This window comes from Loktanella sp. DSM 29012 (assembly GCF_900110705.1).
In the GTDB taxonomy this organism is placed as follows: domain Bacteria; phylum Pseudomonadota; class Alphaproteobacteria; order Rhodobacterales; family Rhodobacteraceae; genus Loktanella; species Loktanella gaetbuli.
On sequence record NZ_FOEJ01000002.1, the window covers coordinates 482220 to 503933 of the forward strand.

The 21714-nt window shown below is 62.4% G+C and carries 23 protein-coding genes and 2 riboswitches; of the genes, 8 read left to right on the forward strand and 15 right to left on the reverse strand.

Annotation, left to right across the window (positions count from 1 at the left end; translation table 11 throughout):
* Positions 1-35: 35 nt before the first annotated feature.
* From BMX27_RS07095 to BMX27_RS07110, 4 genes are all read right to left on the reverse strand, one after another.
* Positions 36-650 carry a (d)CMP kinase gene (locus BMX27_RS07095; protein ID WP_090159152.1) on the reverse strand — a complete coding sequence of 205 codons (615 nt, stop codon included), beginning with the start codon at positions 648-650 and terminating at the stop codon, positions 36-38.
* Positions 647-1999: a 3-phosphoshikimate 1-carboxyvinyltransferase gene (gene aroA / locus BMX27_RS07100; protein ID WP_090159153.1), complete on the reverse strand. Its 1353-nt coding sequence runs from the start codon at positions 1997-1999 to the stop codon at positions 647-649. The genes BMX27_RS07095 and aroA overlap by 4 nt, the downstream gene beginning before the upstream one ends.
* Positions 2000-2091: 92 nt before the next feature.
* On the reverse strand, positions 2092-2826 hold the full coding sequence (gene trmB / locus BMX27_RS07105) for a tRNA (guanosine(46)-N7)-methyltransferase TrmB (protein WP_090159154.1): 735 nt from the start codon (positions 2824-2826) through the stop codon (positions 2092-2094).
* A 38-nt stretch (positions 2827-2864) separates the two neighbouring features.
* Entirely contained in the window at positions 2865-3614 is a 750-nt protein-coding gene (locus tag BMX27_RS07110; RefSeq protein WP_090159155.1) for a dienelactone hydrolase family protein, read from the reverse strand.
* A gap of 588 nt (positions 3615-4202) precedes the next feature.
* Between BMX27_RS07110 and BMX27_RS16955 the strand changes: the two genes are divergently transcribed.
* Positions 4203-4358, forward strand: coding sequence for a hypothetical protein (locus BMX27_RS16955; RefSeq protein WP_218144649.1), 156 nt, complete (start codon positions 4203-4205; stop codon positions 4356-4358).
* Positions 4359-4752: 394 nt separating this feature from the next.
* Here the strand turns inward: BMX27_RS16955 and metK are convergent, their stop codons facing one another.
* The 8 genes from metK to miaB all read right to left on the reverse strand — a co-directional run bounded on the left by metK (position 4753) and on the right by miaB (position 12455).
* On the reverse strand, positions 4753-5934 hold the full coding sequence (gene metK, locus BMX27_RS07120) for a methionine adenosyltransferase (RefSeq protein WP_090159156.1): 1182 nt from the start codon (positions 5932-5934) through the stop codon (positions 4753-4755).
* A gap of 5 nt (positions 5935-5939) precedes the next feature.
* Positions 5940-5988: riboswitch (SAM-SAH riboswitch) on the reverse strand.
* Between the two features lie 33 nt (positions 5989-6021).
* Positions 6022-7515, reverse strand: coding sequence for an apolipoprotein N-acyltransferase (gene lnt / locus BMX27_RS07125; RefSeq protein ID WP_090159157.1), 1494 nt, complete (start codon positions 7513-7515; stop codon positions 6022-6024).
* Between the two features lie 6 nt (positions 7516-7521).
* Positions 7522-8397: a transporter associated domain-containing protein gene (locus tag BMX27_RS07130; RefSeq protein ID WP_090159158.1), complete on the reverse strand. Its 876-nt coding sequence runs from the start codon at positions 8395-8397 to the stop codon at positions 7522-7524.
* A complete protein-coding gene (ybeY, locus tag BMX27_RS07135; RefSeq protein WP_090159159.1) occupies positions 8394-8918 on the reverse strand; it encodes an rRNA maturation RNase YbeY in 525 nt (174 codons plus the stop codon). The genes BMX27_RS07130 and ybeY overlap by 4 nt, the downstream gene beginning before the upstream one ends.
* A gap of 4 nt (positions 8919-8922) precedes the next feature.
* The gene (locus tag BMX27_RS07140) at positions 8923-9927 is read right to left on the reverse strand and encodes a PhoH family protein (RefSeq protein WP_090159160.1); all 1005 of its coding nucleotides are present in this window, start codon (positions 9925-9927) and stop codon (positions 8923-8925) included.
* 134 nt (positions 9928-10061) lie between these two features.
* Positions 10062-10394 carry a hypothetical protein gene (locus BMX27_RS07145; protein WP_090159161.1) on the reverse strand — a complete coding sequence of 111 codons (333 nt, stop codon included), beginning with the start codon at positions 10392-10394 and terminating at the stop codon, positions 10062-10064.
* Between the two features lie 12 nt (positions 10395-10406).
* Positions 10407-10922: an OmpA family protein gene (locus BMX27_RS07150; RefSeq protein WP_090159228.1), complete on the reverse strand. Its 516-nt coding sequence runs from the start codon at positions 10920-10922 to the stop codon at positions 10407-10409.
* Between the two features lie 222 nt (positions 10923-11144).
* Positions 11145-12455, reverse strand: a complete 1311-nt coding sequence (miaB, locus tag BMX27_RS07155; RefSeq protein ID WP_090159162.1) for a tRNA (N6-isopentenyl adenosine(37)-C2)-methylthiotransferase MiaB — start codon at positions 12453-12455, stop codon at positions 11145-11147.
* A gap of 119 nt (positions 12456-12574) precedes the next feature.
* On the opposite strand from miaB, the gene BMX27_RS07160 reads away from it, so the two are divergent.
* The 5 genes from BMX27_RS07160 (at position 12575) to BMX27_RS07180 (ending at position 16675) form a co-directional block, all read left to right on the forward strand.
* The gene (locus tag BMX27_RS07160) at positions 12575-13438 is read left to right on the forward strand and encodes a hypothetical protein (RefSeq protein WP_090159229.1); all 864 of its coding nucleotides are present in this window, start codon (positions 12575-12577) and stop codon (positions 13436-13438) included.
* Between the two features lie 113 nt (positions 13439-13551).
* Positions 13552-13641: riboswitch (TPP riboswitch) on the forward strand.
* A 44-nt stretch (positions 13642-13685) separates the two neighbouring features.
* Positions 13686-14468, forward strand: coding sequence for a hydroxyethylthiazole kinase (thiM, locus tag BMX27_RS07165; protein ID WP_090159163.1), 783 nt, complete (start codon positions 13686-13688; stop codon positions 14466-14468).
* Positions 14459-15109 (forward strand): thiamine phosphate synthase, encoded by a 651-nt coding sequence (gene thiE / locus BMX27_RS07170; protein ID WP_090159164.1) that lies wholly within the window; start codon positions 14459-14461, stop codon positions 15107-15109. The genes thiM and thiE overlap by 10 nt, the downstream gene beginning before the upstream one ends.
* Complete coding sequence (gene thiD, locus BMX27_RS07175) at positions 15106-15909, forward strand: bifunctional hydroxymethylpyrimidine kinase/phosphomethylpyrimidine kinase (RefSeq protein WP_090159165.1); 804 nt, start codon at positions 15106-15108, stop codon at positions 15907-15909. The genes thiE and thiD overlap by 4 nt, the downstream gene beginning before the upstream one ends.
* A 1-nt stretch (position 15910) precedes the next feature.
* Positions 15911-16675, forward strand: coding sequence for a 3-oxoacyl-ACP reductase (locus BMX27_RS07180; RefSeq protein WP_090159166.1), 765 nt, complete (start codon positions 15911-15913; stop codon positions 16673-16675).
* Positions 16676-16818: 143 nt separating this feature from the next.
* Here the strand turns inward: BMX27_RS07180 and BMX27_RS07185 are convergent, their stop codons facing one another.
* Together BMX27_RS07185 and BMX27_RS07190 are read right to left on the reverse strand one after the other, a co-directional pair.
* On the reverse strand, positions 16819-17085 hold the full coding sequence (locus tag BMX27_RS07185; RefSeq protein WP_143056795.1) for a hypothetical protein: 267 nt from the start codon (positions 17083-17085) through the stop codon (positions 16819-16821).
* Between the two features lie 102 nt (positions 17086-17187).
* Positions 17188-17559 carry a hypothetical protein gene (locus BMX27_RS07190; RefSeq protein ID WP_090159168.1) on the reverse strand — a complete coding sequence of 124 codons (372 nt, stop codon included), beginning with the start codon at positions 17557-17559 and terminating at the stop codon, positions 17188-17190.
* Between the two features lie 62 nt (positions 17560-17621).
* On the opposite strand from BMX27_RS07190, the gene BMX27_RS07195 reads away from it, so the two are divergent.
* Positions 17622-18272: a GntR family transcriptional regulator gene (locus BMX27_RS07195; protein ID WP_090159169.1), complete on the forward strand. Its 651-nt coding sequence runs from the start codon at positions 17622-17624 to the stop codon at positions 18270-18272.
* Positions 18269-19297 carry an AbrB family transcriptional regulator gene (locus BMX27_RS07200; protein WP_090159170.1) on the forward strand — a complete coding sequence of 343 codons (1029 nt, stop codon included), beginning with the start codon at positions 18269-18271 and terminating at the stop codon, positions 19295-19297. Before BMX27_RS07195 ends, BMX27_RS07200 begins: the two co-directional genes overlap by 4 nt.
* A gap of 357 nt (positions 19298-19654) precedes the next feature.
* Here BMX27_RS07200 and BMX27_RS07205 read toward each other — a convergent pair whose 3' ends face one another.
* Positions 19655-21709: an NADH:flavin oxidoreductase gene (locus BMX27_RS07205; RefSeq protein WP_090159171.1), complete on the reverse strand. Its 2055-nt coding sequence runs from the start codon at positions 21707-21709 to the stop codon at positions 19655-19657.
* Positions 21710-21714 lie beyond the last annotated feature (5 nt).

Here is a 21714-nt window from a genome sequence, read left to right on the forward strand (position 1 = left end):
GTCTTAGGTAACACGCACAGGCAGTCAGACCAGTTTCACCCCTGCGGCATTCTTTCGCTGATGATGGCGATGGCGCGGGCGCGGGCCTGATCAGCCGTCAGGTCGGATGTATCCAGCGTGACCGAATCGACGGCCGGGCGCAGCGGGGCGGTGGCGCGATTTGCATCGCGATCGTCGCGGGCGCGCACCTCTTGGAGGATGGCCGCACGGTCGGCGGCCTGCCCTGCATTCACCAGTTCGAGATAGCGCCGTTCAGCGCGGGTTTCGGCGCTGGCGGTGACGAACAGTTTCACCGTCGCATCGGGGCAGATCACCGTGCCGATATCCCGCCCGTCCAGCACAGCACCGCCGTCGCGCGCGGCGAAATCCCGCTGAAAATCGACCAGCGCCTGCCGCACCTCGGCGATGACGGCGATCTGGCTTGCGGCCTCTGCCACGGCCTGCGTGCGCAGGGCCGGGTTGTCCAGCGCCGCAGGTTCAAGCGTTTGGGCAACCTTGATCGGATCGCCCCCGGCCAGCACCCCAGCCCCGACGGCACGGTAGAGCAGCCCTGTATCAAGGTGGGCAAAGCCGAAATGCGCGGCAAGCGCCTTGGACAGCGTGCCCTTTCCTGCGGCGGCAGGACCATCGACGGCGACCGTCATCTTCATGCGTTCGACCGCACGAGTTGCGCACCCAGATCAGCCATCAGAGGCTCGAATATCGGGAACGACGTGGTGATCGGGCGGCCATCATCAACGCTGACCGGCTTTTGCGTCGCCATGCCCATCACCATGAAGGCCATGGCGATCCTGTGGTCCAGACGGCTTGCCACGGTGGCACCGCCGGGCACATTGCCAGCGCCCAGACCTGTCACCTGCCACCAGTCGTCACCTTCGGCCACGTCAACACCGCAGGCGCGCAGCCCTTGGGCCATGGCGTCGATGCGGTCGCTTTCCTTGACCCGCAACTCCTTGACCCCCTGCATGTCGGTGACACCGGTGGCAAAGGCCGCGACGACCGACAGCACCGGGTATTCGTCGATCATGCTGGCAGCACGGGCGGGCGGCACGGCGATGCCCTGCATGTCTGGCGAGTAGCGGGCGCGCAGGTCAGCGACGGGTTCGCCGCCTTCGATCCGTTCGTTTTCATAGGTCAGGTCGGCGCCCATCTCGCGCAGCGTCGTGAACAGGCCCGCACGGGTCGGGTTCAGGCCGATACCCGGCACCAGCACGTCGGACCCCGGCACGATCAACGCCGCACAGACCGGAAAGGCGGCAGAGCTGGGATCGCGCGGCACGACGATGTCCTGTGCTGTCAGTTCGGGCTGGCCTTGCAAGGTGATGACCCGGCCTTCGTCGGTATCCTCGACCTCGATTTCAGCTCCAAAGCCCGCGAGCATCCGTTCGGTGTGATCGCGGGTCGCTTCCTTTTCGATCACGACGGTTTCGCCCGGCGCATTCAGTGCGGCCAGCAGCACGGCAGATTTGACCTGCGCGGACGGGACCGGGACGGTGTAGTGGACCGGTAGCGGGTCGCGCGCACCTTCGATCGTCATGGGCAGACGGCCTCCCGCGCGACCCGTGGCACGCGCGCCGAACAGGGCCAGCGGATCGGTGACGCGTCCCATGGGGCGACCGTTCAGGGATGCGTCGCCAGTGAATGTCGCGATGATCGGGCTGGTGGCCATGGCCCCCATGATCAGCCGCACGCCGGTGCCGGAATTGCCGCAGTCGATGACGTTTTCAGGTTCTGCAAAACCGCCGACACCGACCCCTTGCACCGACCAGTTGCCATCGCCGTGATCGGTGACGGTCGCACCAAAGGCGCGCATCGCCCGCGCGGTGTCCAGCACATCGTCGCCTTCCAGCAGGCCGGTCACGCGGGTGGTGCCCACGCTCAGCGCACCTAGGATCAACGACCGGTGCGAAATCGATTTGTCGCCCGGAACATGCGCGGACCCTTTCAACGGGCCACAGGGGCGGGATGTCATCGGGATCGGGGTGCCGTGGCCTGACATAGCGGTCTTCCTTTGCTGCGCGCCAGATCCCTACCCCACTGCGCGGCAGGGGAAAAGCCCACACGGATCGGTGGGCGGGGCGATCCGCGGCGTCAGCCCGCGGGAGCGGCGTCCCCGTCCCGCAGGAACGTCAGATAATGCGGGGTGCGGTCCTCGCGGATCGCCTTTTGTTCATAGCGGGTGCTGATCCAGTCATCCCACGGCTGTTGCCAGTCCGCCGGGCGTTCTGCGGTCCATGTGAACCCGGCCTTTGGTACCTCTTCCAGCGTCTGGCGCACATAGCTTTCGATATCTGTCGCCACACGGAACTCGGCCCCCGGCTTCATCACCCGCGCCAGCGGCAGCAGGTGTTCGGGCGTGACAAAGCGTCGGCGGTGATGCCGCGCCTTGGGCCAGGGGTCAGGATAGTTCAAGAACGCCTTGGACACGCAGGCGTCCGGCAGCACGTCGAACAGGTCGCGCACGTCGCCGGGGTGGACCGCCAGGTTGTCCACATCGGCCTGACGCACCTTACCCAGCAGCATCGCGACACCGTTGATGAACGGCTCGCAGCCAATGATCCCGATCTGCGGATTGGCCTGTGCCATGCCGATCAAATGTTCACCGCCACCGAAGCCGATTTCCAGCCACAGTGGTTTGCCATCGAAAATGGCCTGCGGGTCCAACGGCGTGCGGTCGGGGTTCACGTCCCAGCCGATAGGTCCGGGCGACAGATCATCCAGATCGTTTTCCAGATAATCCTTCTGGCTCGCGCGGATGGTCTTGCCCTTGAAACGGCCGTAAAAATTGCGCCACGGGGCGCCGGAGGGGTGTCGATCTTGGCTCATGCCGGTCCTTTAGACCGATGACACCCCCCGGCGCAAGTTTACAGCTGTTCGGACAGAAAGGCGCGCAGCCCTTCCCATGAACCCTGATCCGCAGTCAGGTCATAGTCGTCCGATCCGAACACGGTAAAGCTGTGCAGCGCACCACCAAAGACCTGTGCGCCATGTGTCACGCCAGCCTCGTTCAGGTTGGTCAGCAGGGCGGCCAGTTCATCCATGCCGGACACCGGGTCGGCCGATCCGTGAAACAGCATCACGGGTGCCTGCACGTTGCTGTAATCCTGCCCCTCTGGCAGGCCCAGCCCGCCGTGAAAACTGACGAACCCGTCGATGTCGGCACCTGCGCGTGCGGCCTCCAGTGCTGCGGCGCCGCCAAAGCAGTAGCCCATCATCACTATGTTTTCGGTCCCGCCGGTGATGTTGGGCACCTCGGCGATGGCCCCCAGCAGGCGCGCGCGGAACGTGTCGCGGTCGGCATACATGGCACCGGACAGGGCGCGGTATTCCTCGAACCCCTGCGGATCGGTATCGGCCCCGTAAACGTCGATGGCAAAGGCGGTGTAGCCCTGTGCGGCCAGCATGTCGGCGCGGCGTTCCTCGTAGTCGGTCATGCCGTCCCAGTCGTGGACGATCAGCACGGTGCCGCGCGGCGTTTCCAGATCGGTGTTGGTCGCGACGTAGCCTTCAAAGGTGACGCCGTCGATGTCGTAGCTGTGATACTCACCCACGATCTCGGCCTGTGCGGCCCCGGCGATCATGGCGGCGGCAGCAGTTATTGCGATGGTCTTCATGGTTTTCTCCCTGCGGTGACGTGATGTCTGGAATGTAGGGCGACGCTGGGTAAAGTCGCATGACGAAAGGATGTGTTTTGAGCGGCAAGTTGCCGCGGAATGCCAGAAGTACCGGCGGCAAAGGTTCAGTCTGTGCGCAACGAACCGCTTTGGCTCTCTTTGGCGCCGGATGTTCCGCGCCGCATGATATGGCTGGTCGGTGTCAGCGCCACGCGCCGCGAGGTGCGTTCAAAAAGGCGGATACCCAGCTCTATTCCTTGGTGCTCAGCTATGTGGGCAGGCTGGGCTGACGGACGGCAAGCGCCTCTGCGGCGGTGCCGAATGCGCCGTGATCGGCGACCGACACGCAGCATCCGAGCTGCCTCGACGGCGGTCGCATGACATCCGCCCGCATTCATTCCCTCAGGCTATCGAAAACCGGAAATCGTTCAGTTGGTAGCATGAAAATAGCTGCGCCTAACCCAGTCACCACCCCGACCAAACACGCAAAGGAAGACTGACAAGACACATTCCAGGACGCTTGCAGCAACAACGGTCATTGCGTTTGCCGCCTCCAACGGCGTCGTTTTTGCCGCTGACCTGTCCGGTTTGACGCGCGAACAAATCATCGCCGCCCAGACGGCATGGGGCCAAGGCATCGTGAACATCGGCCAGATCCACGCCGACGGCGGCGACTATCAGGCCGCGACAGCGGATCATATCGATACGTTCTACGCCTACAAAGAAGGTGAGGCGCTTTTCTAACCGACACCTGCCGCCGAGGACGGTGGTTTCGCGACTGCGCTCTACACCGATGTCCGCAGGGAAAAAGAAGGCACGATCATCAGCGGCGATACCTCCATAGCGATGGGCAATTATTTCTTTACCACGACCGACGGGTCAGAGGCGAAGGTCGCATACACGTTCGGCGACGCGCTGATGGCAAGCGGCGCGCCAAAGATCGTGCTGCACCATGCGTCGCTGCCGTATTCACCCAGCTAAGTGCGGATCTGGAACGGACTCCCTTGCGGCCCATTTTCCGCCGCTCTTGACCGTCGGGTGTCAGGGTTGCCCGGCATCGGACCACGGTCGGGACCCTTTGACTGCCAACAAAAAGGGCGGGCCACAGGCCCGCCCCTTTCGTCGAAATTGAACCGGATTACACCGCGCGCTTCAGCGCCTCGGCCAGATCGGCGCGTTCCCAGCTGAAGCCGCCATCGTCCTGCGGCGCGCGGCCGAAATGGCCGTAGGCCGCCGTGCGGGCATAGATCGCACGGTTCAGGCCCAGATGCGTGCGAATCCCCTGCGGGGTCAGGTCCATCACCTGCGGGATGATCCGTTCGATCGCAGCCTCGTCGACCTCGCCCGTGCCGTGCAGATCGACGTAGATCGACAGCGGTTTCGCGATACCGATGGCATAGGACAACTGCAGGGTGCAGCGCGACGCCATGCCGGCGGCCACGATGTTTTTCGCCAGATAGCGCGCGGCATAGGCGGCCGAGCGGTCAACCTTGGTCGGGTCCTTGCCGGAAAACGCGCCGCCGCCGTGGGGGGCCGCACCGCCGTAGGTGTCCACGATGATCTTGCGCCCCGTCAGGCCCGCATCGCCGTCGGGCCCGCCGATGACGAATGTGCCGGTGGGGTTCACCCACCATTCTGTCTTGTCGGTGATGAAACCGTCGGGCAGCGTTTCGCGGATATAGGGTTCCACGATGGCGCGGATGTCGGCCTGGCTCTGCGCCTCGGACTCGTGCTGGGTGGACAGCACGATCTGCGTGACCTCGACGGGTTTGCCGTTTGCGTAGCGCAGGCTGATCTGGCTCTTGGCGTCGGGGCGCAGCAGCGGTTCGGCACCGGATTTGCGCACCTCGGCCAGACGGCGCAGGATCGCATGGGCATACTGGATCGGTGCCGGCATCAGGTCGGGCGTTTCGGTGCAGGCGTAGCCGAACATGATGCCCTGGTCGCCTGCACCCTCGTCCTTGCCTTCGGCGCTGTCGACGCCTTGGGCGATATGCGCGGACTGGTTGTGCAGCAGGTTCGTGATTTCCACCGTTTCATGGTGGAACTTGTCCTGCTCGTAGCCGATGTCCTTGATGCAGGCGCGGGCGATCTCGGGCACGCTGTCCTTGAATGTCGCCAGGCGCGATTTGTCGGACAGGCCGACCTCGCCGCCGATAACGACGCGGTTGGTCGTGGCAAAGGTTTCACAGGCAACGCGCGCCTCTGGTTCTTCGGCGAGAAAGGCGTCGAGGACGGCATCGGAAATGCGGTCGCAGACCTTGTCAGGGTGACCCTCAGAAACGGATTCCGAGGTGAAAATGTAGTCTTGGCGTGCCATGAAAGTGCTCCGGTATGTTGATCCCACCCCGTCAGGAAGCCGTTGGAATGGTGAATGGATGCGGCCTATGCGCTGGCCCTAAGGGGGTCAAGCGTCAAGATTATGGCGGCGCGGTGTTGTGATAAGTGTGACCGCGAGACCCAGCAGGACCAACAGCAGCGCAGGCCAGTCACCGGCGCGTGCATAGACCGTGACGGGATCTGCTGGCGGCAAGGGGGCGTCGATATGCCCGGCCTCGCCCAGCGGCAGCGACGCAAGCACCCTACCCTGCGCGTCAATCATCGCGCTGATGCCCGTGTTGGCCGACCTCACCATCGGCAGGCCCTGTTCGATCGCCCGCAGACGCGCCTGTGCAAGATGCTGTTGCGGTCCCGCCGCACGGCCAAACCAGGCGTCGTTGGTGATCATCACCAGCAGGCGGGGCCGCGCACCGGGAACGGCGACCTCTTCGGCAAATATGCCCTCGTAGCAGATCAGAGCGCGGGCCGGGCCTATGCCGGGCAGATCGATCAGGGATTGGCGCGGCAACCCCTTGGCAAAGCCGCCACCATCGGATGGTGCCAGCCCACGCACCCCCATGGATTTGAGCAGATCCCCAAACGGGACATATTCACCAAAGGGCACGAGATGGGATTTGTCGTAGATATCCATGACCTGCGCACCGCGCCCCAGCACGATCAGGCTGTTGTAATACTGATCGTCCTGCACCCGGTTGATGCCCGTGATCAATGGCGCGCCGCGTGCGGCCTCTGACATGATTTCCAGCTCGGGCCATGCGAAATCCAGCCGGACGGGGATCGCGGTCTCCGGCCAGACGATCAGGTCCGGCACCGGGTCCGCGCGGGTCGCAGCCATCATCCGGTCAAAGAAGACGGCGTTGCTTGTAGGATCCCACTTTTCGTCCTGCGGCGCATTGGGCTGAACGATGCGCACCAGCGGACCGTCCGTTGCAGGTGCGGGGCCCGGTGCCAGCAGCGGCCATGCGCAGGCCGCAACGATCAGCGGCACGGACCCCCACCAGTCGCGCTGGACCACGTAGACAAGACCCGCTGCAACGGTCAGGATGACCAAGGTCAGCAAATGCGGCCCGCCCAGCGCCGCCACTTGTGCAATCGGCGTCGGGATCAGCGCGTGACCGATCAAGCCCCAGGGAAAACCGGTGAACAGATAGCCGCGCAGCGCCTCTGCCAGGGTGAGGCAAAACACCAGCGCGGGCAGACGCCCTGCCCCGACCCAGCGCGCGACGGCCACGCCCGCCACCCAGAAGAGCGTCTCACGCAGGGCCATCAGGCTGACGCCGAACGGTGCAGCCCAGCCCCAGGTCGCCGCATCCACCAGAAACGGTTCGATCAACCAGCGCAGCGTGAACCCGAAATAGCCCAGCCCCACGGCCAGCACGGCTGTCAGCGCAAGTCGCAGTGTCGGGGCTTGCGCCAGCACCCAGAGGATCGCGGCCCAACCGATCAGCGCGGCGGGCCACAGATCGAACGGCGCATGGGTCAGCGCGGTGAAAACACCCAGCCCCGCCAGCGCCCCGAACCGCAACAGCCCGTGAACGGACCAAAGGCGCGCGCGGGTCATTTCGGATCAGGCCTTGGGCATCCGCACACGCAGGCGCTTGATGCGGCGCGGATCGGCGTCGACCACCTCGAATTCGGGGCCGTCAGGGTGCTGGATGACCTCACCGCGCACGGGGACATGGCCGGTCAGCATGAAAACCAGACCGCCAAGGCTGTCGATTTCCTCTTCGTCGATCTCTTCGTGTTCGGTCAGGTTCATGCCGATTTCGGCTTCGAATTCCTCGAGCCCGGTTTTCGCCTGCACGAGGTAGACACCCGGTGCCTCTTCGGTCCAGCTTTCGACCTCGTCGACGTCGTGTTCGTCCTCGATCGCACCGACAACCTGTTCGATCAGGTCCTCGATCGTCACCAGACCATCCGTGCCCCCGTATTCGTCGATCACCAGCGCCATGTGAATGCGTTCGGTCTGCATTTTCGCAAGCAGGATGCCCAGATGCATCGACGGCGGCACATACAGAAGCGGACGCAGCAAGGCCCGCAGATCGAATGCGGACGCTTCGCCATTGAAACCGTATTGCAGGGCGAAATCCTTGAGGTTCACAAACCCCATCGGTGTATCCAGCGTGCCGTCGAACACGGGCAGACGCGTCAAGCCACTTTGACGGAACACCTCGACCAGTTCGTCCTTGGACGTGGTGACGGGCGTGGCCTTGATGTCGGCCTTGGGCACGGCGACATCCTCGACCTTGAGCCTGCGCAGATTAAGCATCCCCAGCATCGGTGCCGCAGCCCCGGTGGCCCGCAGGGTTTCCGGGGTCAGGTCGCTGGTGTCATCGTTCGGGCTGAGAGCCTCGAACAGGCGCGCAAAAAATCCGCGACTGGCGTCGTCGCTCTGGTCATCGCGGTCGGCATGACTGCCTGACCTGTCATCGTTGTCGTTCATTGGCCCTCTGCCTGATCCCGCCCCATCGCGTCGTCGCTATATGGGTCTGCGTGACCCATGGATACAAGTATCTGCGACTCGAGACCTTCCATCAAGTCCGCATCCGCGTCGCGTTCGTGGTCGAACCCCAGCAAATGCAGCGTGGCATGAACCAGCAGGTGTGTGGCATGCGAAGTGATGGCTTTGCCTGCCGCCTCGGCCTCGCGGGCGCAGGTATCATAGGCGATGGCGATGTCGCCCAGCTCGGGGTCCACCGGGTCGGGCGGCAGCGGCATTTCGCCGTCGATCCCTGCGGCGCGTTCATCCGATGGCCAGGACAGCACGTTGGTGGGCGCAGGTTTGCCCCGGAAATCGGCGTTCAGGGCCGCGATACGGGCATCATCACACCCCAGCAGGCTGATGTCCCACTGCGCAGGATCAAGCCCCAGTTCGGCAAGGGCCGCATCCGATGCCGCCTCTGCCAGCGTGGCAAGATCCAGCGCATCCCAGCGCGGGTCCTCGATATTGAGGTCGATCGTCACGGCATCACCCTTTTGCAGCGTCCTCGGCCTCGTAGGCCTCGATGATGGCGGCAACCAGCGGGTGACGGACCACGTCCTTGGAGGTAAAGTAGTTAAAGCTGATCTTGGGGATGTTTTTCAGCAGGCGTTCCGCGTCCCACAGACCCGAACTGACGCCGCGCGGCAGGTCGATCTGGGTGCGGTCACCGGTGATGGTCATGCGCGACCCCTCGCCCAGCCGGGTCAGGAACATTTTCATCTGCATCGACGTGGCGTTCTGCGCCTCGTCCAGAACCACAGCTGCACGGGCCAGCGTGCGCCCGCGCATAAAGGCCAGCGGCGCGATTTCGATCCGCTTTTCCTCGATCAGCTTGGCGACCTGCTTGGCCGGGAAAAAGTCGTTCAACGCGTCGTAGAGAGGCTGCATGTAGGGATCGACCTTGTCCTTCATGTCGCCGGGCAGATAGCCGAGTTTTTCGCCCGCCTCGACGGCGGGGCGTGACAGGATGATCTTGTCCACGTTGCCGCTGATGAAATGGTTCACCGCAACAGCCACGGCCAGGTAGGTCTTGCCCGTGCCCGCAGGACCGATTCCGAACGACAGTTCGTTTTCGAACAATGACCGCACGTAGGCCTTTTGCGCCTCGGTGCGGGGTTCGACCAGTTTCTTGCGCGTCTTGATTTCCACGCGGTCCGCTGGCGTCCCTTTGAACATTTCCTTTTGGTCGCCGGGTTCGGGCGGACCGGAATCGACGCCCAGGCGCATCGCGCTGGTCACATCACCCGGTTCCAGACTGCGACCCGACTCGAGCCGTTCATAGAGACCGATCAGCACCTTGCGCGCGTTCTGACGCGCATCCTCGTCGCCCATCACCTCGAGCTGGTTGCCACGGCGCAGAATCTGCACGCCCAACGTGCTTTCGATTGCGGCGAGATTGCTGTCGTATTCGCCACACAGGTCGATCAGCAGAAAGTTGTCGGGAAATTCCAGCGGGGCGTCTGGTGCTGCGGTCAGGGTGCTATCGGGCAATCAAGCCTCCGGTGTTCAAGCGTGTCCTGTGATGGTGGCCGCCGCGTGTGACAAGTTCAAGTCACGAGATGCAAACGAGCGCAATTGACGCAAAGAAAAAAGGCCGCAGATGCGATCTGCGGCCTTTTTGGTCACTAGCGGAAGTTGCTTGCGCGAACCGGGTCCGGGATCGGCGACCCCGACTTGAACGGGCCAACAGCCGTGGACGGTGGCGCGACACCGGAACAGACCGGGCGACCATCGGGGGTCATACGTTCGGACAGGTAGCCTTCGACACCGTCGTCGATGATCCAATGGTCACACCCGTTGGGGTCGACCCAGATCCCGGCGACCAGTGTCGACAGATGGTGTGCGTTGATGCCACGGTCGACGCTCTTGTCACCGGGTGTCGCCGCCAGATCGAGGTCGGCGCAGGCCGTCAGCGCCGCACCAGCGAGGATCAGGCCAATCAGTTTGATGCTCTTCATGTCCATTCCCCTTTAGCGGATGCAGTAAATTTCGACGCGGCGGTTTTGCTGCATGCCAGCGTGGGTGTCGTTCGTGGCGCGCGGCTGACGCTCGCCGAAACCCTTGACGTCGACGACGCGTGCACCCAGGCCTTGTGCCACTGATGCAACCGCGCCGGCGCGGTTGTTGGACAGGCGGATGTTGTATTCATCGGAGGCGCGGCTGTCGGTGTGACCGTAGATCATGAAACCGAATGCATTGGCCGTGCGAAAGAATTGCTCGAGCTGCGCACGAGCATGTGCCGTGATGTGCCAGCGGTCGGTTGCAAACAGTGTATCTGTCGGGATCACGCCGCAGATTTCAGACCGGTGGCAGACCGGACGCCCGTCACGGGTGCGATGTGGCGACATGTAACCCTCTGCGCCGTCATCCATGGCCCAGTGCTCACACCCGTCAGGGTCGATCCAGATCGTGGGCTGATAGATCTCGCCGCGCTGCTGGGCAGCAGCACCGCTGCCGATCATGGTCGCCGCCAATGCAGCGGCCATCCCGACCTTCAGAATTTCGTTAAATTTGAATGCCACGTCGGAATCCCCTCAAAAATCGCCACCCACAACCAAATGTAGGGCTAGACAGCTTTAACACACAATCGCCACGATTCTAGCAAGTATGGTGAATTCGCCAAGCATTTTTTCCACATATTGTGTCCCAAACGGCAACAATCGTTGGATTTCTTGACGATTTGACCAGATTCACGCTGGGTGGTGGCGTCAGTCGACCAACACGCCACCCAGAGAGTTCGGACCAGCGGTTTCGATCCTGACGCGGCGGACCTGACCGATGGCGGTCTGCGGTGCGTCGGCATAGACCGCATGCAGATAGTCCGATTTGCCGATCAACTGACCGTCGATGCGGCCTTTCTTTTCGAACAGGACCCCAACCTCGCGGCCAACCATGCTATTCTGAATCGCCCGCTGCTGTTCTGTCAGCAACGCCTGAAGCCGTTGCAGGCGGTCGTTCATCACATCCTCTGGCAGTTGCGGTTTTTCCGCCGCAGGCGTGCCGGGTCGGGTAGAATATTTGAACGAATAGGCCTGCCCGTAATTCACCGTCCGGATCAGCTCCATCGTCGCCTCGAAATCCTCTTCGGTCTCGCCGGGGAAACCGACGATGAAATCACCGGACAGCAGGATGTCGGGGCGCGCCGCGCGGATGCGTTTGATCAGGCGGACATAACTTTCGGCCGTGTGCTTGCGGTTCATTGCCTTGAGGATCCGGTCCGATCCTGACTGCACCGGCAGGTGCAGATAAGGCATCAGCTTGGCGCACTCCCCATGTGCGGCGATCAGGGCATCGTCCATGTCATTGGGATGGCTGGTGGTGAAACGGATACGTTCCAGCCCGTCGATTTCGGCCAAATCCCAGATCAGACCCGCCAGACCGCCGTCATGACCATGATATGCATTCACGTTCTGCCCCAGCAGCGTCAGTTCGGCCACACCGGCATCGACCAGTTCGCGGGCCTCCTGAATGACACGTGACGCGGGGCGGCTGACCTCTGCGCCGCGCGTATAGGGGACCACGCAGAACGCGCAAAATTTGTCACAGCCTTCCTGAACGGTCAGAAAGGCAGAGGGCGCACGTTTCGCCTTGCCGCGCGATTTCAGCGTGTCGAATTTGTCGTCATCGGGAAAATCGGTGTCCAGCGCGCGCTGCCCGCTGCGGACCGCATCGTCCATCGCAGGCAGACGATGATAGCTTTGTGGGCCGACGACCAGATCCACGACGGGTGCGCGGCGCATGATCTCCTCGCCCTCGGCCTGTGCCACGCAGCCTGCCACGCCGATTTTCAGATCCGGGTTCGCATCCTTGAGCGGCCGCAGACGGCCAAGTTCGGAATATACCTTTTCTGCCGCCTTTTCGCGGATGTGGCAGGTGTTCAGCAGGATCATGTCCGCATCTTCGGGGGTATCGGTCGTGACATAACCCTGCCCGCCCAGCTGTTCGGCCATGCGCTCGCTGTCATAGACGTTCATCTGACAGCCGTAGGTTTTCACAAATAGCTTGCGGGGCGCGGACATCGGGTTCACTCGCTTGCAGGGGTCGGGGCGCACGATCCCTAACGCCTGCTGCTGTGTCTTGCAATGCGGTGCAAATTCACCGAGTCTGCGACCAGTCCCAAAAGACCGTGATGCCAGCCATGATTTACGACAGCCTGTCCGCCTTTCTGACCGCCAGCAAGGGCCGCCTTGGCAAGGGACCGATCGCGCTGATCCTGCTGGAGGACGACACCGAAGTCGACAGCACGCTGCGCCACCATCTTGAATGTGGGTTTCGCAAGGTCGTGGCTTTCGGCATGCCCGATATCGTGGTGGCCGACGATGTGGCCGACAAGGTAACGCGCGTGCACATGGACGTCCTCGCCAAGGGGGCGCTCGAAACCATCGTCAATGCGGTGATCGGCATCGCGGACGGGGCATGGATTTTCTACTGCTACAACGCGGAATACCTGTTTTTCCCGTTTTGCGAGACACGCAGCGTCGGCGAGATGATCGCCTTTTCGCTGGAGGAACGCCGCCACACGATCCTGACCTTTGTCGTGGATATCTACGCCGACGATCTGACCGCGCACCCCGATGCCGTCAGCATGGACAATGCGCATCTGGACCGGTCCGGTTACTATGCGCTGGCGCGACAGGATGCGTGGAACAACGACATAGACCGCCAATACGATTTTTACGGTGGCCTGCGCTGGCGGTTCGAAGAACATGTGCCCAAACCGCGCCGCCGGATCGACCGCACATCGCTGTTCATGGCGAAAAAGGGTTTGGCCCTGCGGGACGATCACACCACGAACGAACCTGAATACAATACCTATGCCTGCCCCTGGCACAACAGTCTGACCGCCACGGTGGTATCGTTCCGCACGGCCAAGGCGTTGGTCCGCAATCCGGGGTCGGCCCCGCATATCCAGACCTTTCGCTGGCACAACTCCGCCCCGTTCAAATGGCATTCCCAGCAACTGCTGGAACTGGGATTGATGGAACCGGGGCAATGGTTCTGACCGGCTGACTGACGCGCCCGACGCATCCAAGACCGCCATCAGCGATATTCTGACGCGCCCCCGCAACGCGGCGCGGCATTGCGTTGACATGTGGATCGAACTGCGCAACCGTCCGGACACGCCAGGGGCGCCGCAAGGCTGAGATGCACCCTTTGAACCTGAACCAGATAATGCTGGCGGAGGGAGGTCGTGACCGAACCACCGGGTTCGGCCCGTCTCTTTTTCCGTCCGCAGACGGAGAGACCGAATGAAACCAAGTGCTGCCTGTCGGACCATGCGAGACCGCGTGCCGCTGGTGCATTGCATCACCAACTATGTCGCAATGAACATCGCCGCAAATGCGACGCTGGCCGCGGGTGCGTCCCCTGCCATGCTGCACGCCCCCGAAGAAGTCGCTGATTTCACGCCCCTCGCAGGGGCATTGACCATCAATATCGGCACCCTGTCGCCACAATGGGTCACGGGCATGCTGGCGGCCGCCGCAGCTGCGAAATCGCACGGCGTGCCCTGGGTTCTGGACCCGGTCGCGCATTTCATCACCCCCTACCGGGCCAGTGCGACCCAGGATCTGCTGGCGCAGCAGCCGGACATCATCCGCGGCAACGCGTCAGAAATCATCTCGCTGTCAGGACAGGCCGCGTCGGGCAAGGGTGCGGACAGTGGTGATGATGTGGCACAGGCGCAGGATGTTGCCATCCGCATGGCAAGCCAGCGCAACTGCGTCGTGGCCGTCACTGGCCCGGTGGATTTCGTCACCGATGGCACGCGCAAAGTGACGGTGCATGGCGGGTCCGACCTGATGCCCAAGGTGACCGCGATGGGGTGTTCACTGACCGCCGTCATCGGGGCCTATGCTGCGGTTGCGCCCGCCTTTGACGCGACGGTCGCTGCCCTGTCCCATTTTGCCGTGGCGGGCGCGCGTGCAGGTGCGGACTGCCCGGGACCGGGTCATTTCCAGGTACGGTTCCTGGACCAGTTGCATGCCCTGCAACCTGCCGATCTGGACGCGGCGCGGCTGACATGGCTTTGATCCGCGCGCAATTGCGCCTCTATCTCGTGACTGATCCGCTGCTGTGCGCGCGGATGGGGCTGATCGAAACCGTCACCGCAGCGGTGCAGGGTGGCGTCACCTGCGTGCAGCTGCGCGACAAGTCAGCCACCACCCATGCGCGCATCGACGCAGCCCGCGCGGTGAAATCCGCGCTTGCAGGTTCAGGTGTACCGCTGATCATCAACGATGATCTGGATGCGGCTGTCGCGGCCGGGGTGGACGGTGTGCATCTGGGTCAGGGTGACGCGCAGGCCGCCACGGCACGGGCCCGTCTGGGCCCAGAGGCGATCATCGGGCTGTCATGCGAAAGCCCGCAGGATGTGCGTGCCGCTGATATGGCAACCGTCGATTACCTCGGCCTTGGAACGGTGTTTCCCACGGCAACCAAGGACGACCACAAACCCAGTATCGGTCTGGACGGACTAGCCACGCTTGCAGGTCTGACCGACCCGCCCTGCGTGGCGATCGGCGGCCTGAAGCACGCGCACGCCGGGGCGGTTCTGGCCGCAGGCTGCGACGGTATTGCCGTCGTTTCGGCCATTTGCGGCCAGCCTGACCCGGAAACTGCGGCCCGCACACTGATGCGCGCCATGACCCCCACCACAGGAGAAAAGACATGATCCACAACGTCCTGAGCATTGCAGGGTCTGACCCGTCGGGTGGAGCGGGAATACAGGCCGATCTGAAAACCTTTGCGGCGAACGGAACCTATGGCATGGCCGCTCTGACCGCGCTGACCGCGCAGAACACACGCGGTGTCAGCGGCGTCGAAACTGTGCCGCCGGCGTTCGTTCAGGCGCAGATTGCAGCCGTGTTCGACGACATAAGGGTCGATGCGGTCAAGATCGGGATGATCGCGACCGCCGATATCGCGTCCGCCGTGGCAGAAGTTCTGTCCCGCCACCCCGGCGTGCCCATCGTCCTGGACCCGGTCATGGTCGCCAAGGGCGGTGCCACCTTGCTGGACGAGGATGCTATTGCCGCCGTCAAGACCACCCTGCTGCCGCTGGCAACCGTGGTGACGCCGAACCTGGCCGAGGCTGGCAGATTATTGGACCTGCCGCAGGCAACAGATCGCCGCGGCATGGCAAAGCAGGCGGCCGCACTGGTCGACCTTGGCCCACGCGCCGCATTGGTCAAGGGTGGCCATCTGGATGGATCAGACAGCCCCGACGTACTGCACGACATGCATGATGCCCACTGGCTGGACGCGGCGCGAACGCCCGGCCGCAATACGCACGGGACCGGATGCACCCTGTCATCCGCGCTGGCCGCACATCTGGCCAAAGGTGCCACGATCCACGACGCGGCACGTGCTGCAAAATGCTATGTCACTGGTGCCATTTCGGCGGCGGACACCCTGTGTGTCGGTCAAGGCCACGGTCCTGTGCATCATTTTCACGCCCTCTGGAAAGACTGACATGACCACAGCCATCAACGCACAAACCGTTCTCGTGACCGGCGCAGGACGCGGCCTGGGGGCCGCGATCGCCACTGCCTTTGCCCGCGAAGGCGCACAGGTCATCATCAACTATCGCAACAGCCGGACGGCTGCCGAGGCATTGGCAGACCGGCTGGGCGAGCGAACCGTCGCGTTGCAGGCCGATGTGACAGACGCTGATGCAGTCGCCCGGATGGTCGATATTGGCACTACCCGCTTTGGCCCGGTCACGACAGTCGTGCACAACGCGCTGGCCGATTTCAGCTTTAACGGCGATGCGCGGGAGGATCTGACCACGCTTGGACCGGCGCACATCATGGCACAGCATGACACCGCCGTCCTGGGTGCGCTGCATGTGGTTCAGGCAACAATCCCTGCAATGAAAACCGCGGGCTTTGGTCGGATCGTCACGATCGGAACAAACCTCTTTCAGAACCCGGTGGTGCCCTATCACGCGTATATCATGTCAAAGGGTTCGTTGTTGGGTCTGACGCGCAGTTTCGGGCGCGAGCTGGGGGGATTTGGCATCACGGTGAACATGGTTTCAGGTGGTTTGTTGCGTCAGACAGATGCGAGTTCTGCAACACCGGAGGCGGTTTTTGACTTGATTGCGCAAAGCACGGCTTTGGGATCGGTGACGACACCGGCCGAGGTTGCGGATGCGGTCTTGTTCTTTGCAAGTCCGTGGTCACGTGCGGTGACGGGTCAGAACCTGATTGTCGATGGTGGGCTTGTGAACGGATGAGACGACGGCCACCGCGGGTCGCGGTCTATGTCGGCGTGGCTTTAGCAGGGCGTTGTGTTTTTACGCCATGTTCCGGCGCATCCTGATCTGCCGGTGTGTGCGAGGCACTTGCAGCGCAAGGCGTTTTGTCGCGCGAACCTGACCTATCTGCCGTGCTTTGCCGGCAAAACACAGCACGGTAAGAAAGAGGTCATTGTCGGGCGGAAATAAAGGCCACGTCCAGGCACAGCTTTTGCGGGGATGTCGTCGTTTGGCTCGAACCCGCCGCAGGCAAGGATCACGGCATCGGTGCGGACAGCCTCCTCGCCGACCATGACGCCGCTGATAACATCATCTTCTGTAATCAAACCGGTCACCCCACTGCCATAGCGCACGCGGCCCCCGAGGTCTTGCAAAGCGGTCATTTCCATGTCCCACAGACCCACACCTTCAGTTTCGCCTACCAGTGTCAGGCCACCGCAAAACATCTACTTGCCGTCTTTTCCAAAATTCTGGCGGCTGCATATCGGCTCTCAGGTGACGTGATGGCCTGACAGCCATTGCATCGTCTCAAGCCCCTTGGTGACCAGGATCGTCTGTTCGGGCGACAGGGGGCGACCCTCGCTAATCCCGAGTGGGTCTTCGGTCATTTTGGTCTGCGTGTAGCTCCCGAAATCGGTGTTGGGCAATCGGGGGGCAACCGCGTTGCGCAACAACGGGATGAGGTCGTCGCCACCATCATATGGAAACCGCATTGCGCCTGCGGTGTATTCTGTGTTGCCGCCCGCCAGCGCCTCATCCGCCTTCTCCAGCATCAAAACGTCTGCGCCCTGTTCCAATGCGGCGATCCCGAGGCAAAGGGTGGTGTTTCCTGATCCGACGACGATGGTTTTCTTCTTTGACATGGTGCGCTGCCTTGGCTACCACTACATTGCATCCAAGCGGATACAATTTCGAAAGCCTGCATATGCGGACACCCGACAAATCCGAAATGTCCCAAGGCGAGGTGGCCTATGCGACCCTGCTCGAGGCGATCCGCGGCGGTGTTTTTCAGCCTGGTGACCGTCTGCGTGAAGAGGATGTCGCAACACGATTGACGTTGTCGCGTACGCCGGTCCGTGAAGCCCTGCGCAAGCTCGAATCTGACGGTATTGTTGAACATCGCCCGCGCCTCGGAGCGGTCGTGCGCGCGCTCAACCATACCGAGGTGGTCGAACTGTATGAAATGCGAATGGTTCTGGAACGCACGGCAGCCGAAATGGCCGCGAAACATGCGATAGCCGCCGAAATTGACGAGTTGGAAGAATTGAACGAGGCAATTGCCAATGCCGTGGCTGATCCTGCCCGGGCGGCGTCGATCAACCAACAGTTTCATCGCTGCATCTACCTCGCCACGCGCAACCGGTTTCTTTTGGAATCCGCGCGCGCATTGAACAACGCCCTGATGTTGTTGGGCCCGACAACGCTGGCCGATGAGGCGCGGATCACGGTCGTGTGCCGCCAGCATCAGGACATCATCGATGCAATCCGCAATGGGGATGCAGAGGCGGCAGGTGCGTCAGCCGAGGCGCATTTGCAAACGTCGCTGCGACACCGCTTGTCGGTCATGCGGGGATGAAACGTCTTGCCCTGACCTATGCAGTGGCGGGTATGGGTATTGCGGTTTTCCAGCTGTTGAACCTGCCGTTGCCATGGCTGCTCGGGCCGATCTTTGCCTGCCTGTTTGCCGCTCTGGCGGGGGTGCCGCTCAAGGGTAACAAGCTGGTGAATGATGCAATGCGATCCATCCTCGGGGTCGCGGTCGGCGCGACCTTTACGGTCGCCTTGCTCGGTTCGATGGTCGCAATGTGGCCGACGTTGCTCATGATTCCCCTGATGATCGCCAGCATTGGTTTTATTGGCGTGCCTTACTTCCAGAAAATCTGGGGGTTTGACTTTGCGACCAGCTATTATTCGGCGATGCCGGGGGGCTTGCAGGACATGTTGGCCTTTGGAGAAGAAGCCGGCGGTGACGTGCGTTCGCTGTCGCTGATCCATGCCACGCGGGTCATGGTGATTGTCGTGGCGCTGCCCTTCATCTTGCAGGGTGTCTGGGATGCTGACTTGTCCAACCCGCCGGGCGCGCCTGCGGCGTCGATCGCTCCATCCCAGCTTTTGCTGATGGTTCTTTGCGGCCTGGTCGGTTGGCGCGGTGCCAAGGCCGTGGGCATGTTCGGGGCGTCCATTCTCGGCCCCCTGATCATTGCCGCAATCCTATCTCTGCTGGGTATTTTGCAGCACCGTCCGCCTGCCGAAGCAATCTGGATGGCCCAGTTTTACATCGGGATGACTGTCGGAACTAAATATGTTGGCGTGACGATGCCAGAAGTGCGCCGCGATGTTACCGCAGCCATTGGTTTGTGTGTGATCCTTCTGGTGCTGACAGTGATCTTCGCCGAGGTGATTTATTTGATGGACCTGGCACCGCCCATGGAAACGCTACTGGGCTTTGCGCCCGGCGGTCAGGCGGAAATGACGGTTCTGGCGCTCATTGTCGGGGCAGACATGGCTTTTGTGATCGCACATCACGTCTTGCGGATTTTCGTGGTTATTCTTGGCGCGCCGCTCGCGGCGCGATTGTTCAGTTCTAAATCGACGGATTGACCATGTGTATCGGCGCGCCGGCAGCATAGGCGTTGATCTGATCGAAGATGTCGTTGAACTGCATGTAGAATTCGTCTTCGGTGACATAAGCGTTGCACCCTTTGGTCGAGATGGGGCGTAATCCGCGAATTGCCCCGGCATGAGATGTTCCTCAAGCCGGGGACAGCATCTGGCGTTTCTCATGCGCTTCTCTGCTCCTGATGATCGGACTGTCAGGCTTCGAATTGCATTGATTACACCATGGCAGGTGGCCGATGGCCAAGATCCTTATGCGGGCGGCTGGTATTGTCGAACGCCATCCCGGTTGCGGACACCGGCGCTGCACGTCGCATGACTGTCCGCGTCCTGCTGCGGAAACTAAACCGCGACCATCAGCCGTAACGCGTCGTAGATTGCTGCGTGGGTGTTTCGGGCGGAAACTGCGTCACCGATACGGAACAGCTGAAACGTGCCCTGTGTGTTGCGGACGACCGTCTGTGGCCGCACATTCAGCAAATCGGCCTGATCGACCGCACCGCCATTCGACGAGGCAGGCCGCAACTCGTGATAAAGCTCATCGAGCGGCGTGGTGCCGTAATTCACGACGACGTGGTCGTAATCGCAATGCCCCACCTTGTCGGAATAATCGGTCCCGATGCGCGCGCGCAGCCGATTGCCGACCTGCTCTATTCCGCGCAGACGTTTGGTGACGGTGAATGTCACGTCGTCCCGTTGCAGGTTACGCATATAGGGGACGAGGTTCATGGCCATGACTTCGGGTGCGAAGGTGCGGTCGGGGGTCATGATTTCGACGGTGCATCCGGCGTTTACGGCCATCTCGGCGGCCTGCAGCCCTGTGTGGTCACCGGCTTCGTCGTAGATCAGAACCGATCCTGACGGTTTTATGTCACCCGACAGAATGTCCCAAGCAGATATGACGTGTTCCGGTGCATCTGCTTCGTACAGGGTTGTGTTCGCCATGCCGCCGGTCGCGATGACGACGACGTCAGGCTTTTCGTCCAGCACGTCCGAGGCTTCGGCATAGAGGTTGTATCGCAGCGTGGCACCGGCGGCCTCGCACTGGGCGACACGCCAGTCGATGATCTGCATCATCTCGGCCCGCCGCTTTGAACGGGCCGTCAGGAGAACCTGGCCACCGGCGCGACTGCCTGCCTCGAATACCACGACCTCGTGACCGCGCGCGCTTGCGACGCGCGCCGCTTCCAGCCCTGCGGGGCCGGCACCAACGACGACAACCTTGCGGCGCGCGGTGCCGGGTTCGATGACGTGGGGCATCGAAAGTTCCCGGCCCGTCGCGGCATTGTGGATGCACAGCGCCTCGCCGCCCTGATAGATACGGTCCAGACAATAGTTCGCCCCGACGCAGGGGCGGATGTCATGTTCGCGGCCCTCCACAATCTTGCGAACCACATGGGGGTCGGCCATGTGCGCGCGGGTCATGCCGACCATGTCCAGAAGGCCCGAAGCAATGGCATGACGTGCGGTGGCGACGTCCTGGATTTTGGCGGCGTGGAATGTCGGCATGCCGGTCGCGCGCCGGACTTCGCCGGCGAAATCCAGATGCGGGGCCGACGGCATCCCCTGAATCGGGATCACATCAGTCATGGCCGGGTCGGTATGAATGCGACCCCTGATGACGTTGAGGAAATCGACCTGGCCCGTATCGCGCAGCAGTTTGGAAATCTGGATACCCTCTTCGACCGTGATGCCGCCCGCCTGCACCTCGTCCGCCGTATAGCGAATGCCGACGATAAATGCGGGGCCTACCCGTTTGCGCACGGCGGCCAGCACATCGGTGGTAAAGCGCAGCCGGTTTTCCAGCGTATCCGCGCCGTAGGGACCGGTCAGCTTGTTGGACAGTGGCGACCAGAACTGGTCCATCAGGTGCCCGTAGGCCTGGATTTCGATCCCGTCCATGCCGCCAGCCTGCATGCGTTCGGCGGCGGTCGCGTAATCCTCGATCACGCGCTCTATATCCCAGTCCTCCATCATCTTGGGAAAGGCGCGGTGCGCGGGTTCGCGGTCGGGGCCCGCCGAAATCGACGGCAGCCAGTCACCTTTGTTCCAGTTCGTGCGGCGGCCCAGATGAGTCAGCTGAATCATGGCCGCACAGCCGTGTTCGTGCAAGGAATCGGTCAACTCGCGGATCCACGGTACGACCTCGTCGCGATAGGCCAGAATGTTGTTGAAGACCGGCGGGCTGTCGCGGCTGACCGCGGCGGACCCTGCGGTCATCGCCAGGGCCACGCCGCCTTTGGCACGCTCTTCATGATAGGCGCGATACCTGGCCTTGGGCATCCCGTCTTCGGGATAGGCCGGTTCGTGACTTGTGGTCATCACCCGGTTCTTCAGGGTCAGATGCTTGAGCTGGTAGGGCTGAAGCAGGGGATCGGCGGCGACGTGGTCTTTCATCGGGG

Bases quoted from the DNA above. Each gene is read 5' to 3' on its own strand.
- BMX27_RS07150 (WP_090159228.1), bottom strand. From the start codon at position 10,922: ATGGCCGCTGCATTGGCGGCGACCATGATCGGCAGCGGTGCTGCTGCC.
- BMX27_RS07095 (WP_090159152.1), bottom strand. From the start codon at position 650: ATGAAGATGACGGTCGCCGTCGATGGTCCTGCCGCCGCAGGAAAGGGC.
- miaB (WP_090159162.1), bottom strand. From the start codon at position 12,455: ATGTCCGCGCCCCGCAAGCTATTTGTGAAAACCTACGGCTGTCAGATG.
- BMX27_RS07200 (WP_090159170.1), top strand. From the start codon at position 18,269: ATGAAACGTCTTGCCCTGACCTATGCAGTGGCGGGTATGGGTATTGCG.
- aroA (WP_090159153.1), bottom strand. From the start codon at position 1,999: ATGTCAGGCCACGGCACCCCGATCCCGATGACATCCCGCCCCTGTGGC.
- BMX27_RS07145 (WP_090159161.1), bottom strand. From the start codon at position 10,394: ATGAAGAGCATCAAACTGATTGGCCTGATCCTCGCTGGTGCGGCGCTG.
- lnt (WP_090159157.1), bottom strand. From the start codon at position 7,515: ATGACCCGCGCGCGCCTTTGGTCCGTTCACGGGCTGTTGCGGTTCGGG.
- BMX27_RS07130 (WP_090159158.1), bottom strand. From the start codon at position 8,397: ATGAACGACAACGATGACAGGTCAGGCAGTCATGCCGACCGCGATGAC.
- BMX27_RS07185 (WP_143056795.1), bottom strand. From the start codon at position 17,085: ATGGAAATGACCGCTTTGCAAGACCTCGGGGGCCGCGTGCGCTATGGC.
- BMX27_RS07195 (WP_090159169.1), top strand. From the start codon at position 17,622: ATGCGGACACCCGACAAATCCGAAATGTCCCAAGGCGAGGTGGCCTAT.
- BMX27_RS07160 (WP_090159229.1), top strand. From the start codon at position 12,575: ATGATTTACGACAGCCTGTCCGCCTTTCTGACCGCCAGCAAGGGCCGC.
- metK (WP_090159156.1), bottom strand. From the start codon at position 5,934: ATGGCACGCCAAGACTACATTTTCACCTCGGAATCCGTTTCTGAGGGT.
- thiD (WP_090159165.1), top strand. From the start codon at position 15,106: ATGATCCACAACGTCCTGAGCATTGCAGGGTCTGACCCGTCGGGTGGA.
- thiM (WP_090159163.1), top strand. From the start codon at position 13,686: ATGAAACCAAGTGCTGCCTGTCGGACCATGCGAGACCGCGTGCCGCTG.
- BMX27_RS07110 (WP_090159155.1), bottom strand. From the start codon at position 3,614: ATGAAGACCATCGCAATAACTGCTGCCGCCGCCATGATCGCCGGGGCC.
- BMX27_RS07205 (WP_090159171.1), bottom strand. From the start codon at position 21,709: ATGAAAGACCACGTCGCCGCCGATCCCCTGCTTCAGCCCTACCAGCTC.
- BMX27_RS07180 (WP_090159166.1), top strand. From the start codon at position 15,911: ATGACCACAGCCATCAACGCACAAACCGTTCTCGTGACCGGCGCAGGA.
- thiE (WP_090159164.1), top strand. From the start codon at position 14,459: ATGGCTTTGATCCGCGCGCAATTGCGCCTCTATCTCGTGACTGATCCG.
- trmB (WP_090159154.1), bottom strand. From the start codon at position 2,826: ATGAGCCAAGATCGACACCCCTCCGGCGCCCCGTGGCGCAATTTTTAC.
- BMX27_RS07190 (WP_090159168.1), bottom strand. From the start codon at position 17,559: ATGTCAAAGAAGAAAACCATCGTCGTCGGATCAGGAAACACCACCCTT.